The sequence below is a fragment of the Sphingobium sp. EP60837 genome (genome assembly GCF_001658005.1).
Lineage (GTDB): Bacteria > Pseudomonadota > Alphaproteobacteria > Sphingomonadales > Sphingomonadaceae > Sphingobium > Sphingobium tyrosinilyticum.
Genome location: NZ_CP015987.1, coordinates 883,079 through 895,885, shown reverse-complemented (window position 1 = coordinate 895,885; position 12,807 = coordinate 883,079). Strand labels below are relative to the sequence as shown.

At 62.4% G+C, this 12,807-nt stretch carries 13 protein-coding genes; 5 read left to right on the top strand and 8 right to left on the bottom strand.

Annotation, left to right across the window (positions count from 1 at the left end):
• Positions 1 to 76: 76 nt before the first annotated feature.
• The 3 genes from EP837_RS17070 to EP837_RS17060 are packed head-to-tail and all read left to right on the top strand — an operon-like array spanning position 77 to position 2,264.
• A complete protein-coding gene (locus tag EP837_RS17070; protein WP_066531768.1) occupies positions 77 to 394 on the top strand; it encodes a hypothetical protein in 318 nt (105 codons plus the stop codon).
• A complete protein-coding gene (locus tag EP837_RS17065) occupies positions 391 to 1,977 on the top strand; it encodes a PepSY-associated TM helix domain-containing protein (protein WP_066531190.1) in 1,587 nt (528 codons plus the stop codon). Before EP837_RS17070 ends, EP837_RS17065 begins: the two co-directional genes overlap by 4 nt.
• A complete protein-coding gene (locus EP837_RS17060; protein WP_225870628.1) occupies positions 1,977 to 2,264 on the top strand; it encodes a hypothetical protein in 288 nt (95 codons plus the stop codon). The genes EP837_RS17065 and EP837_RS17060 overlap by 1 nt, the downstream gene beginning before the upstream one ends.
• A gap of 2 nt (positions 2,265 to 2,266) precedes the next feature.
• On the opposite strand, the gene EP837_RS17055 is transcribed toward EP837_RS17060, so the two are convergent.
• The gene (locus EP837_RS17055) at positions 2,267 to 3,082 is read right to left on the bottom strand and encodes a DUF1206 domain-containing protein (RefSeq protein ID WP_197486363.1); all 816 of its coding nucleotides are present in this window, start codon (positions 3,080 to 3,082) and stop codon (positions 2,267 to 2,269) included.
• A 121-nt stretch (positions 3,083 to 3,203) separates the two neighbouring features.
• On the opposite strand from EP837_RS17055, the gene EP837_RS17050 reads away from it, so the two are divergent.
• Complete coding sequence (locus EP837_RS17050; protein WP_156518683.1) at positions 3,204 to 3,989, top strand: SIMPL domain-containing protein; 786 nt, start codon at positions 3,204 to 3,206, stop codon at positions 3,987 to 3,989.
• Here EP837_RS17050 and EP837_RS17045 read toward each other — a convergent pair.
• The 7 genes from EP837_RS17045 to EP837_RS17015 all read right to left on the bottom strand — a co-directional run bounded on the left by EP837_RS17045 (position 3,982) and on the right by EP837_RS17015 (position 11,749).
• Positions 3,982 to 4,707, bottom strand: coding sequence for a dienelactone hydrolase family protein (locus tag EP837_RS17045; protein WP_066531188.1), 726 nt, complete (start codon positions 4,705 to 4,707; stop codon positions 3,982 to 3,984). The genes EP837_RS17050 and EP837_RS17045 overlap by 8 nt on opposite strands.
• A gap of 15 nt (positions 4,708 to 4,722) precedes the next feature.
• Positions 4,723 to 5,496, bottom strand: coding sequence for a 3'(2'),5'-bisphosphate nucleotidase CysQ (locus EP837_RS17040; protein WP_066531186.1), 774 nt, complete (start codon positions 5,494 to 5,496; stop codon positions 4,723 to 4,725).
• The gene (gene cysN, locus EP837_RS17035) at positions 5,493 to 7,406 is read right to left on the bottom strand and encodes a sulfate adenylyltransferase subunit CysN (protein ID WP_066531185.1); all 1,914 of its coding nucleotides are present in this window, start codon (positions 7,404 to 7,406) and stop codon (positions 5,493 to 5,495) included. The genes EP837_RS17040 and cysN overlap by 4 nt, the downstream gene beginning before the upstream one ends.
• Before the next feature lie 122 nt (positions 7,407 to 7,528).
• Positions 7,529 to 8,440 (bottom strand): sulfate adenylyltransferase subunit CysD, encoded by a 912-nt coding sequence (cysD, locus tag EP837_RS17030; RefSeq protein ID WP_066531762.1) that lies wholly within the window; start codon positions 8,438 to 8,440, stop codon positions 7,529 to 7,531.
• Positions 8,441 to 8,546: 106 nt separating this feature from the next.
• A complete protein-coding gene (locus tag EP837_RS17025; protein WP_197486362.1) occupies positions 8,547 to 9,167 on the bottom strand; it encodes a TetR/AcrR family transcriptional regulator C-terminal domain-containing protein in 621 nt (206 codons plus the stop codon).
• 89 nt (positions 9,168 to 9,256) lie between these two features.
• On the bottom strand, positions 9,257 to 10,942 hold the full coding sequence (locus EP837_RS17020; RefSeq protein WP_335676159.1) for an MFS transporter: 1,686 nt from the start codon (positions 10,940 to 10,942) through the stop codon (positions 9,257 to 9,259).
• 48 nt (positions 10,943 to 10,990) lie between these two features.
• The gene (locus tag EP837_RS17015) at positions 10,991 to 11,749 is read right to left on the bottom strand and encodes an enoyl-CoA hydratase (protein ID WP_066531175.1); all 759 of its coding nucleotides are present in this window, start codon (positions 11,747 to 11,749) and stop codon (positions 10,991 to 10,993) included.
• 70 nt (positions 11,750 to 11,819) lie between these two features.
• On the opposite strand from EP837_RS17015, the gene EP837_RS17010 reads away from it, so the two are divergent.
• Positions 11,820 to 12,803, top strand: a complete 984-nt coding sequence (locus tag EP837_RS17010) for a bile acid:sodium symporter family protein (RefSeq protein ID WP_066531173.1) — start codon at positions 11,820 to 11,822, stop codon at positions 12,801 to 12,803.
• Positions 12,804 to 12,807: the final 4 nt, after the last annotated feature.

Genomic DNA, 12,807 nt, shown 5'->3' with positions numbered 1-12,807 from the left:
GAAAGTGACTTAGCGCCCCCCCCCTTAATGCTAATGACTTGCATCATATGGTTGTCGCTCTATGAAGGGGCCGATGATGAGGAAAGTCATCCCCGGAACAGGCCGCCGTTGGAGCCGCATCCTGCTTGCCGGACCGGGTGCGGTTTTGGTCACCGTGGTCGTGATGGCGGGCATGGCACTGTGGCTGCCCGGCGGACGGGCGGGAATCGACAATCTGGTCCTGCCGCTGGTGGCGGCGCCGCTGATCTGGGCGACGCTCTTCTTTCATGCCTGCCTTGATCGCAGCGTCGGCCGCATCGCGCTTGTCGCGCTGTTCCTGCTGGTCAGCCACGGAGGGCTGCTCGCGCACAAGTTTCTCGACCGTACGGCAGCAGCGAAGGTGGCAGGCAAATGATCCATCTCCCCAAGAATGAAGCGAAGCTGATGGTCGCGGTCCATGGCTGGTCGGGAATATTGCTGGGGCTGGTCCTTTATGCCGTGATCCTGACCGGCACGGCGGCGGTGTTTGCGGAGGAGATCGGCACCTGGTCCGCCGGTCACGTATCGACTAGTTCAGCCTTTGAACGGCCGATCGGCAAAACCGTGGAAAGTCTGGGCGCACAGACGCCGTCCAAATATCATGAAGGCGTCGATCTGTTCGAAGTCGGCGACCATGAGCTGGGCGCCTTTTTCCATCGGCACGAAACCGATCCCGACGGCACATTTGTGAGCCGCGGTATTTATTATCAGGTCGATCGCGACGGGCGAGTGGTGGACCGGCAGAGCGGAACCGGCGAAGAAGTGTTCGGCCCGCACAATGATGACGCGCTGAGCCATTTCCTGGTCGATACGCATGTGCGGCTGCACATCCCGAACCCCTGGGGGCTTCTGCTGACGGGCATATTGGGCCTTGCGATGCTGGTGGCGGCGATTTCGGGACTGATGATCCACCGGCATCTTTTCAAGGATATCTTCACCCTGCGGCCCAGGGCCAATCCGGTGCTCTTCAACCGGGACCGGCACAGTGTTGCCGGGACATGGAGCCTGCCCTTCGCCTTCATCCTCGCCTTCACCGGCAGCTTCTTCTCCTTCTTTGGAACGGTCGGGGTGCCCATAGTCGCCATGGCCGCCTTTGGCGGCGATGTTCAGGCGCTCAACGACACAGTGTTCGGCAATCCGGGTAAGCCCGACCCACGGCCTGCGGCGACCAGCGGCCTTGACCGGATCACGAGCGATGCGATCCATCGGACGGGTGAGATCCCCACATTCGTCACGATCGAGAATTTCGGGCGGGCCGACGCCAAGGTCACGACCTTTCATCCGCCCGAGGAAAGCGGCGTTGTCCCGATCAGCCTGCTCTATGATGGAGCGGACGGTGGTTTCAAACAGGTCAAGCCGTTGATCGGCGCGACGCCATCGGCAGGGGGCACACTCGCCGCGATCATGTCGCCGCTGCATTTCGGCAATTTCGCGGGGCTGCTCTCCAAAGCGATCTGGTTCGGGCTGGGCTTTGCGATGTGCTATGTGACATTGACCGGCCTTCGCCTTTGGGTCGTACGGAGAGCGATCGAAGCGCGAACGCTGGGATGGCTCGATCGCCTGGTGACGATTATCGGACTTGGCCTGCCGTTCGCGCTACTATGTACGGTTGCTGCATTTTTCCTCACCACATCGTCTGGACAGGCGTTGTTCTGGACGCCTGCCGGTTTCCTGATTGCGTCAGCAGCGGCGATCCTTGGCGGCTTTTTCTTGCGTGATCGGGAGAAGCTCGCGCCGCTGATGGAGGGCGCGATCGGCGTTCTGCTGCTTGGCCTGCCGTTGCTGCGCTTGCTCATGGGAGGTCCGGGCTGGGGCGTTGCAATCCGTGAGGGGCAACCGATCATCGCTGCGGTCGATAGCGCGCTGTTGCTGGCCGGAGGCTGGGTAATTGCGCGGGTCGCTTCGCGGCGGGCGGAGCGGATCGCTCGTCAGCCTGCGTTCCTCCAGGCCGCCGAATGATGACCGCACTGACGTTCGCCGCCACGCTAGCCTCTATCATCTTCATCCTCTTGCTTGCGCTTGGCGACCCCAAGCGCAGACGAGCTGCGGGGCTGAGCGAAGGTCATGGCAAGGCGAGACGCTATTTTCATATGCTGGGGGCTGCGGTGCCGGGCTTGCTGATCGCGCTCACCGGAGACGCGGCGATGTGGCTGATCTGGTTCGGCGGCTGCACGGTCGGAGGATGGGCGATCGCGCTATGGTTCGCCAGCGGGGCGGAGGCGAGCGCTCGCAAAAGCAAGGGATAGGCTCAGATCCTTGGCGTGACGACACGGAGGTGACGGTAGCGCGCCTCCACCAGACTGAAGACACCGAAGAGCGCAAGACCCGTCGCGACGGCCAGCAGCAGCAAGGGTCCGTGATCCTGCGCGCGCAGATGCCGCAACGCCGCGCCCAATCCTCCTGCCTCTTCCGGATTATGATGGATGACCACGTTCAGCAGAAACCAGCCCATGAGGGCGAAGACGAGAGCCCGCGCGGCATAGCCGACGCGGCCCAACAAACGCACCTTGTCAGGCGCCGGAACATCGCCTGCAAGCTCATCGAACCGCGCCCTATACGCCTTAATCGCCTGCGCGGCCGCCGTCGCGAACAGCAGCAGCGCGGCGAGTCCCAGGAGCACAGGTCCGGCAGGCTGTTCCATCAGCCATGCCGACCAGTCCTGGACGGCTTCATCGCCTGGCGCGCCATTGGGAGAAGGGGAGTTGCGCGTGGCAAGCCTGACCGCGGCAGCCGCGAGGCCGATGTGAATGATGCCGCTCAAGGCATAGCCGGCGCGTTCGAATTTGCCCTTCATGCTTTGTCCGCGATGTTCGGGATCAAGCGCCGCTTCGGTCAGCCGCCAAAAGGCGTAACCGGCAAATCCGAGTGCGCAGAGAAGCAGCAACAATTGGCCGCCGGGCGCATCCGCGACTGTTCCCATTACCCCTTGGTTATCGCTCGGTCGCCCGCCGTTTAGCGCTGCGTCGATCGCGACCACGCCGATCAGCAGATAGACCAAGCCTCTCGCCGCAAAGCCTAGTCGAGCGAAGACGGTCAGCCAGCCCGCCGGGGATTGTCGCATCATCTTCATCACGCCTCCGACCCCTCAACGCGAGCAGGGCGACGAAGTTGCGATGGATGAAAGAAGCCTTGCAACCGGAAGCGGACACACACGTTGCGCTTCGACAATGATGGAGAAAATGCCGATGAAAAGCTTTGCCTTTTTGGTCATTGCGGCAAGCGTCGCTCCGGCGGTCCAGGCGCAGCTTCCGACAGCGAGCCCGGTTCTGACGCCTGAGGAGACATTGCTGGTCGTCAGCGGAGAAGGGCAGAGCCGCCGCGTGCCCGATGTCGCCATGTTTTCAGCGGGCGTGGTGACGCAAGGCAAGACAGGCGGCCAGGCGCTAGCCGCCAATGCAACGCGCATGGATGACGTCGTGAAAGCGTTGAAGCGGGCGGGGATCGCGGATCGCGACATCCAGACGTCGGCGCTTTCGCTGCAGCCGCAATATTCCAATCCGGAACAGGAAGCGCAAATCCGCGCCCGCATGACGCGCGAACCCTATGTCGCGCCGGTTACACCACAGCCTCCCCGAATCATCGGCTATGAGGCGCGCAACAATGTTCAGGTGCGGGTGCGCAAGCTAGGCGAGATGGGCCGGATCATCGACACGCTGGTCTCGGAAGGCGCCAATCAGGTGGATGGGCCGTCCTTCACGCTGGATGAGCCCAAGGCGGCGCTTGACGAGGCAAGGGTCGAGGCGGTGAAGGAAGCGCGGTCGCGCGCCGAACTCTATGCGCGTGCTGCGGGCTTGCGGATTTCACGCATTCTGTCGATCAGTGAAGGCGGCGGCTATTATCCTCAGCCCATCTTCGTGACGGGACGGATGGCTGGCGCGCCGCCTGCTCCGCCGCCGCCGCCGAGCCCGGTCGCGCCGGGAGAGTTGACGCTGGGCGCGACGGTATCGGTGCAGTTCGCCTTGACTAGGTAGCGGGCCTGTTCAGCGTCGCGTCGAGGAAAGCCGTGGCCTGGGCCCAGGACAGGCGGTCGAGCAGCGGATCGTAGCGGATGCCTTCGAAATTCAACGTCGCCGCTTCGGGGGCGGTGAAGGAGTGGTAGCCCTCACCATAGATGGTGAGTTGCCAGTCCGCTTGCGCTGCAGTCATTTCTTCCTGGAAGCGGCGGACATCTTCTTCGCGGACGAAGGGGTCCTTCGCGCCGGTAAGGACCAGCAGTTGCGCCTTTACCTTGCCAGGTTGGGCTGGCCGGGCGGTACTTAGCAGCCCGTGGAAGCTGACGACGGATCGCACGTCGGCACCGCTGCGCGCCAGTTCCAGTACGCATTGGCCGCCGAAGCAATAGCCGATCGCGCTGATACGTCCTGCGTCCACTTCTGGGAGCGCGCGAAGGGCTTCATATCCGGCGAGAATACGGCCGCGCAGCAGATCGGGTTGTTCCTGATATTGCTGGAATAGCGGCATATAGTCGAGGTCGGGGCCCGCGAGTCCGAGCCCGTACAGGTCGGTGGCGAGCGCGATATAGCCGAGTTTCGCCAGGTCCTGTGCCCGCTCACCCGTCTGCCGGTCGGGGCCAAGAGCCGAATGCATCACCAGGACGGCAGGATGAGGGCCAGGACCGGCGGGCCGCGCGAGGCGGCCCGACAGCTTTAAACCGTCATGCGCATAGTCGAACGGCTCAAGCACGCTCATCCCACGTTCCTCTCTTCAGGCGTCGATCCGTACCTCCGCGATCAGGCCCAAGACATTTTGAGCATGTTCCTTCCGGCAGATCAGCAGGTCGGGCAGATACACGTCCTTTTGGTTATAGACGAGCGGGCTGCCGTCGATGCGCGAGCAATGGAGGCCGTGCGCCTGCGCGACCGCGACGGGAGCCATGCTGTCCCATTCATATTGGCCGCCCGAATGGAGGTAGATGTCCGCCTGACCCAATATCACGGCCATCGCCTTCGCGCCTGCCGACCCCATGGGCACCAGCTCCGCATCGAGCCGTTCGGCCACCGCCACCGCTTCCTTGGCGGGGCGGGTGCGCGATACGACCATACGCAGTTTTTCGGGCGCAGGCGGCAGCGGACGCGGCTGATCGGAGCGCAGCACGGTCCCGGTGCCAGTGCCGGTGAGGTCCAGGCCCGGCAGTGCGACCGCGCCCAGCACGGCCTCACCATCGACCGCCATGCCGACATGCACCGCCCAGTCGGACCGCTCTTCGCCATATTCGCGGGTGCCATCGACCGGATCGACGATCCACACCCGGCTCTTGGCGAGCCGGTCGGGATTGTCTTTCTCTTCTTCGGACAGCAGCCCGTCCTCCGGACGCACTTCGCGCAGGGCATGGACAAGGAATTGGTTCGCCGTCTGGTCGCCCGCCTTGCCCAACGCCTTGGCGCTGAACAGGCCGGATTCGCGGACGTTGATCAGGATCCTTCCTGCGACCTCGGCGAGGTGCGCGGCAAGATCGCCATCGCTCATCTCTTGGCTCATGGGATCAGCCTTGCGATGATGAGGTCGGCGGCCTCGTCTGCGGTCATACCAGTGGTATCGATGCGGATTTCCGGATCCTCTGGCGGCTCATAGGGGCTGTCGATGCCGGTGAAGTTCTTCAGCTCCCCAGCCCGCGCCTTCTTGTAAAGGCCCTTGACGTCGCGTGCCTCAGCTTCGGCCAGCGGGGTGTCGATATGCACTTCGACAAACTCGCCCGGCTGCATCATCTGCCGCACCATTTCGCGCTCCGAACGGAAGGGCGAGATGAAGGCGGTGATGACGATCAAGCCCGCGTCGGTCATGAGCTTCGCCACCTCACCCACGCGCCGAATATTTTCCACACGGTCAGCATCGGTGAAGCCCAGGTCCTTGTTGAGGCCATGGCGGACATTGTCGCCATCGAGCAGGAAGGTGTGGCGGTTCATCCGCGCGAGCTTCTTTTCGACAAGATTGGCGATGGTTGACTTGCCCGCACCCGACAGGCCCGTGAACCACAGCACCGCAGGCTTCTGGTTCTTCAGCCCCGCATGGAACTCGCGGGTAACGTCGGTCGCCTGCCAATGAACATTCTGCGCCCGCCGCAGCGAGAAGTGCAGCATACCCGCAGCCACGGTCGCATTGGTGATCTTGTCGATTAGGATGAAGCCGCCAAGCGTCCGGTTCTGCTCATAGGACTCGAACACGATCTGCTTGTCGGTCGAAAGGTTCGCGACACCGATGGCATTCAAGTCCAGCGTCTTGGCCGCCAGATGCTCCATCGTGTTGACGTTCACCTGATATTTGGGCTGCTGCACCGTCGCGGTGACAGTTTGCGTGCCTACCTTCAGCCAATAAGGACGCCCCGGCAGCATTTCCTCGTCCGCCATCCAGACGATCGTCGCTTCGAACTGGTCGGCTGACTGGGGTGGATTGTCTGCGAGCGCGATCACGTCGCCGCGCGAGCAATCGATCTCGTCGGCAAAGCAGATCGTGACGGACTGCCCCGCAACCGCCTCGTCCAGATCACCGTCCAGCGTGACGATGCGCGTCACCGTGCTGGTCTTGCCCGAAGGCAGCACGCGCACGGCGTCCCCCGGCTTCACCGTGCCGGTCGCGATCAGGCCGGAAAAGCCACGGAAATCAAGGTTCGGGCGGTTCACCCACTGCACCGGCATGCGGAAGGGCTTTTCCGCATCGGTCGCGCTGTTGACTTCGACGGTCTCCAGATGCGCCATCAGCGCCGGGCCCCTGTACCAGGGCGTGTTTTCCGACGGGCCGGTGATATTGTCGCCCTTGAAACCCGAAATCGGCATGGGCACGAAATGTTGGATGCCGATCGAGCGAGCGAATTCGGTATAATCCTTGACGATGCCGTCATAGACCGCTTGGTCATAATCGACCAAGTCCATCTTGTTGATGGCCAGTACGATGTTCCGGATGCCGATCAGGTGGGCAAGGTAGCTGTGGCGCTTGGTCTGCGTCAGCACGCCCTTGCGCGCGTCGATCAGGATAACGGCGAGGTCAGCGGTCGAGGCGCCCGTCACCATGTTACGCGTATATTGTTCGTGGCCTGGCGTATCGGCGACGATGAACTTGCGCTTTTCGGTGGCGAAGAAGCGATAGGCCACGTCGATGGTGATGCCCTGTTCGCGCTCGGCGGCGAGGCCATCGACCAGCAGCGCAAAGTCGATTTCCTGCCCCTGCGTGCCCACGCGCTTGCTGTCCGCTTCCAGCGCGGCAAGCTGATCCTCGAAGATCATCTTGCTGTCATAAAGCAGGCGGCCGATCAGGGTCGACTTGCCGTCGTCCACCGACCCGCAGGTGATGAAACGCAGCATCGTCTTGTGCTCATGCACCTTCAGATATTCGTCGATATCTTCGGCGATGAGGGCATCGGTCTTGTAAATGGGTTCGTCGAGTGTGTCGGTCATTGATCTTGTCCCGTCATGCCAGCGCAGGCCGGCATCTCGTTGATCTTTGGGAAGGTTCTGGTGGCCTGAAATCCCAGCGTTGGCTTCGCCGCCCTTGCGGGTCGCTGGGATGACGGCTCAGGTCAGAAATACCCCTCCTGCTTCTTCTTCTCCATGCCCGCGCCGCCTGCATCCTTGTCGATGGCGCGGCCCTGGCGTTCGGACGTTGTGGTCAGCAGCGTTTCCTGGATCACTTCAGGCAGCGTCTGCGCCGTGCTTTCCACAGCTCCGGTCAGCGGGTAGCAGCCAAGCGTCCGGAAGCGGATTGACCGCATCACAGGCTCCTCGCCGGGCTGCAGCGGGAAGCGATCGTCATCCACCATCAGCAGCATGCCGTCACGCTCCACGGTCGGTCGTTCCTGCGCGAAATAGAGCGGCACGATCGGCACATTGTTAAGGTGGATATATTGCCAGATGTCCAGCTCGGTCCAGTTGCTGATCGGGAAGACGCGGATGCTCTCGCCCTTGTTCTTCTTGGCGTTGTAGAGGTTCCACAGCTCCGGCCGCTGGTTCTTCGGGTCCCAGCCATGCGACGCCGTACGGAAGGAAAAGATGCGCTCCTTGGCACGGCTCTTCTCTTCATCGCGGCGTGCACCGCCAAATGCCGCGTCAAAACCATAGAGGTCGAGCGCCTGCTTCAGACCTTCGGTCTTCCACATGTCGGTATGCAGCGGACCATGGTCGAACGGATTGATCCCCCGTTCTTGGGCTTCGGGGTTATGATAAACCAGGAGTTCCATGCCGCTTTCACGCGCCATGCGGTCGCGCAGTTCGTACATCGCCTTGAACTTCCAGGTCGTATCGACGTGGAGCAGGGGGAATGGCGGGGGCGAGGGATAAAATGCCTTGCGCGCCAGATGCAGCATCACGGCGCTGTCCTTGCCCACGGAATACAACATGACCGGCTTTTCAGCCTCGGCCACAACCTCTCTCAAAATATGAATGCTCTCCGCTTCCAGGCGCGCCAGGTGGGTGAGCGTTTTGCTATCTGTCATCGTCTTTCCAGCCTTTCGACCTTTCGAATGACAGAAGGCGCGAATCATCAAACCTCCCAAATGGGAGAAAATCGTGAAAGGGCTTTTTCCGGCACTGGAGCCCGTCTTATTCAGGTACGGTAATCGGAGTAATAGCGATGGTGCCTAAATCCGCTTCGTAGCCCAGAATGATACGTTCCAATGTCGGACGGTAATCGCCTAGGATGTCAGGCCAGGGCACGTGGCGCCCTTCATCATCCACGGATAGGCTTTCCAGTGCTTCCCGTCGCATCATGCTGATCGCCGCGCCGATGACCACCTGATTAATCTCGACATAGGCGTAGACGGCGGTCGACGGCGGTATGCCCCTGGCCTCCAGCATGCCCAATACCCGGCGGGAATAATCGAAATTGTGTTGTTCGGGTTCCTTGGCCATCAGATTGGTGATGAGATGCGGCAGCGACCGAAACAGCCGATATGTAATTGTCGCATGCTCGCGCAGAATGTCCTGCCAGCTTTGCCCTTCATCCTTGATGAGCGCCTGCCCGACCAGACGCTGAGCCACCAGTTCAAGGAGATGGTCGCGCCCCCGCACATAGCCGTAAAGCGTCGCTACGCCTGTGTTCAGTCTTTCGGCGACGAGGCTCATTTCCAGTTTCGCAATGCCGACTTCACAGGCCGCATCGACGATCGCGTCCAGAGTCAGCCTCCGGGGACGCCCAACCGTCCGTTTTGCCTGCCTTGGCATGCCGCTCTCCAACATTGAAACAGGCGAACTCTAACGCGCTCGCCGATATTCACAACGAAAGCTGCACACCATGCCCCTATCCCCATGATCTAGGGGAGAAAAATATCGATCGCCTCGTCCCGGCGATCGGGCGTGTCTGCGCGCCACCGCACGGAGCCCGTCGGCCTTTCAAGCCGCCGCCGGACCCGCCCCTCATTGCCACCCTTGTGGAATATGTTGACGGTGTCCTCCATCTGGCGGTCCGCGATCGTCATGCGGTCGCGCTGGCGAAGATAATCGCCCCATGTCGGGCAGTGATAATGTTCGGTCCATAGCTCCGGGTCGGCGATGTCGCGCGCTAACGACCAGCCAAATGCGCCGCTGCGTAGCCGCGCGCTGCGCAATTTCTGGATGGCGGCGTAAAAATCCCGCGCCTGGTCCCTATCGACCCGATAGTCGATCTCGATAACAACAGGGCCGCTGCGGGGGGTAAGGGCCAGACCCACCTGTGGCTGATGGGTCAATATGCTTTGTTCCAGTCCATCGGGCAGGGATCGAGCCAAGGGAATGGCGAAGCCCAACAAGGCGCTCAAGGCCATTGCGGTCCCGGAAAGGACCATCGCATCCCCCGTCCCGACCGCCGCGGCGACAGACCCCCAGCCCCATGCGCCGATCGCAAGACCGCCGGTCAGCGCTGAACCATAGCAGGCGAGCGCACGGGCCGTGACCCAGCGGGGGGCGGACATCTGGACGGCGACATTGAACTGCGCAACCAGGATCATCCAGGCCGCACCCGCCACCATCAACGCGCCGCAGGTCAGGACGACGTGCGTACTGATCCCGGCAAGGATGATCATCGCGCCCAATAGGACAGCCAGGAGACGCGCCGCCTGCTCAAGCCGAAGCCTCTGGCGCACCAGATCCAGTCCCATCGCGCCCAGCACCGCGCCCACGCCATAAGCGCCCAGCAACAGGCCATAGGTGCTCGCTGTCCCCTGCAGCAGATCCTTTGCGATCAGCGGCGTCAATGCCGACACGGAGGCGCCTGCCAGACCCACGACATGCGTCCGTATCAAAACGACGCGGATTGGCGGCGAGTGCACGACATAGCGGATGCCTGAGACGATCGCACGGTCGATCCGCTCGGGCGGCAGGCGGGAAGGCTTATGGGCGCGCTCCCATCGCAGGAAGGCCAGGACCAAGGGCAAATAGAAGAGCGCGTTGGCGGCAAAGGCCGCCATCGCCCCCAGCGCGGCGACGATGATGCCTCCTATAGCCGGGCCAAAGCTGCGCGCTACATTATAGCTGATCGAACCAAGCGCTATGGCGGCAGGCAAATGTTCCTCGCTGACCTGTTCGCCGATAGACGCCTGCCAAGCGGGAGCGAACAACGCGACGCCTGCGCCGATCAGGAAGCAGAAGAGGAGCAATATCCAGGGAGAGATCAGTTCGGCCCAGGCCAGCAGTGTGAGGCAGATCGCCATGGCGCAGGCGAAGGCGAGGCCCGCGAGCGCAACCTTGCGGCGGTCGAACATGTCGGCAATCGCTCCGGCGGGTAGAGCGACCAGCATCAGCGGCAGCATGATGGCCGTTTGCACGAGCGCAACCATCTGCGGCGAGGAAGTAAGGCGCGTCATCAGCCAGGCTGCGCCGACACCTTGGATCAGTTGGCCGAAGTTGGAAAAGAGGCTGGCGATCCAGATCGTGCGGTAGGTCCGCTGGCGCAGCGGCTCCAGCAGAGTGAAGCGGCTACCCGTGGGCGCGGTTTCCGACATGGCTTGGGCCTCTTCACTCATCCGCCTTCTCCCTTTTCCATCTTTTATTGGCGGAGCCTCTGCGCCGGTTCAACCGCGGCGGAAAACAGGAGCGCGCTTTTCGAAGAAAGCGGCGAAGGCTTCCTGCGCTTCAGGCGATCCCAGCATGTCGCGGAACAGCCTGGCTTCCTCATCGATCCTCTGAAGCAGCATGGCCGGATCGCCTTTCAGCAGGCGCCGGGTGGCCGCGAGCGCCTGGGGCGGCTTGCTCATGAGAGCCGCCGCCTTTGCGCGGGCGTGGTCCAGCAGAGCGTCGGCAGGGACGATGGCAGTGACGAGCCCAGAGCGATCGGCCGTTTCCGCGTCCATCGGCTCGCCGAGGAGCAGCATAGCGGCAGCCTTCGCATGGCCCATGGTGGCGGGCGCGAGCAGGCTGGAGCCCGCTTCCGGCACGATGCCCAGGTTGACGAAGGGCATGATGAAGCGCGCGTCGGGCGCCGCATAAACAAGGTCGCAATGGAAGAGCATGGTCGTGCCGACACCTACCGCCAAGCCCTGAACAGCGGCGACGATCGGCTTGTCGAAGCTCGCGATGGCGCGGATGAAGGCGAAGGCGGCTTCACCGCCTTGGGGGCCTTGGGTGAAATCCTTAAGGTCGTTGCCCGCACAAAAGGCGCCTCCCCTGCCCGTTATCAGCACTGCGCCAATATCAGAGCGCCCTGAGGCGTCGGCAAGGGCGGCGGTCATGGCATGGTACATGGCGGCGGTCAGGGCGTTTTTCTTGTCCGGACGATCGATATGGATCTCCAGGACGCCACTCTCTTCTATCAGTTCAATTGCATCGCTCATGATCGTCTCCGTGGCCTGACCATTGGCCAGCGTCTATCCTTTTCCTGCAAGACTGCCTACAGCCGCGCGTATGAGCCGTCTTCGGGAAATTGCCGATCCCTTCCTGCTGCTGCTGATTGCAATGGTGGCGCTGGCCTCCTTCCTTCCCGCGCGGGGTGAAGAGGCGCATATAGTCGGCATTGCCGCCGACGCAGGGATCGTACTGCTGTTCTTCCTGCATGGAGCGAAGCTGTCGCGTGACGCGATCTGGAGCGGGGCGAAGGCGTGGAAGCTGCACCTGGCGACGCTGGGGACGACCTTCGCGCTGTTCCCGCTGATCGGCTTGGCAACGCAACAGGTGGAGGCGATCCCGACGCCGATGCGGGCGGGACTGCTGTTCCTGACGCTGCTGCCTTCAACGGTGCAGTCGTCGATCGCCTTTACCTCGATCGCCCGGGGCAATGTGGCGGCGGCGGTGGTGAGCGCGTCCTTTTCCAACCTGCTGGGGATCGTGCTGACGCCGTTGTTGGTGGCGCTGCTAATGCAGAAGAACATGGGCGGCGGGACGGGCAGCCTGATCTCCCTGTCGGCGGTGGAAGGGATCGTGCTGCAACTGTTGCTACCATTCCTGCTGGGCCATCTGGCGCGGCCGTGGATCGGCGGGTTCGTGGAGCGGCACCGGGCGATGCTGGGGCGAGTGGATCGGGCGTCGATCCTGCTGATCGTCTATTCCGCCTTCAGCGCCGCTGTGGTCGAGGGGTTGTGGCACAAGGTTTCGCGGGGAGAATTGCTGCTGCTGGCGCTGCTGTCCATCGCGATATTGATCGTGGTGCTGCTCTTCACCTGGGGGCTGGGACGGGTGTTGGGGCTATCGCGGGAAGATGCGGTGGTGCTGCAATTTTGCGGGTCGAAGAAGAGCCTGGCGACCGGGGTGCCGATTGCGGGAGTGCTCTTTCCCGCAAGTGCGGCAGGGCCGATCCTGCTGCCGGTGATGCTGTTCCACCAGATTCAGTTGATCGTTTGTGCTGGATTGGCGCGGCGGTATGCCAAAGTAGCGAGTGAAATAGCGAAATAAAATT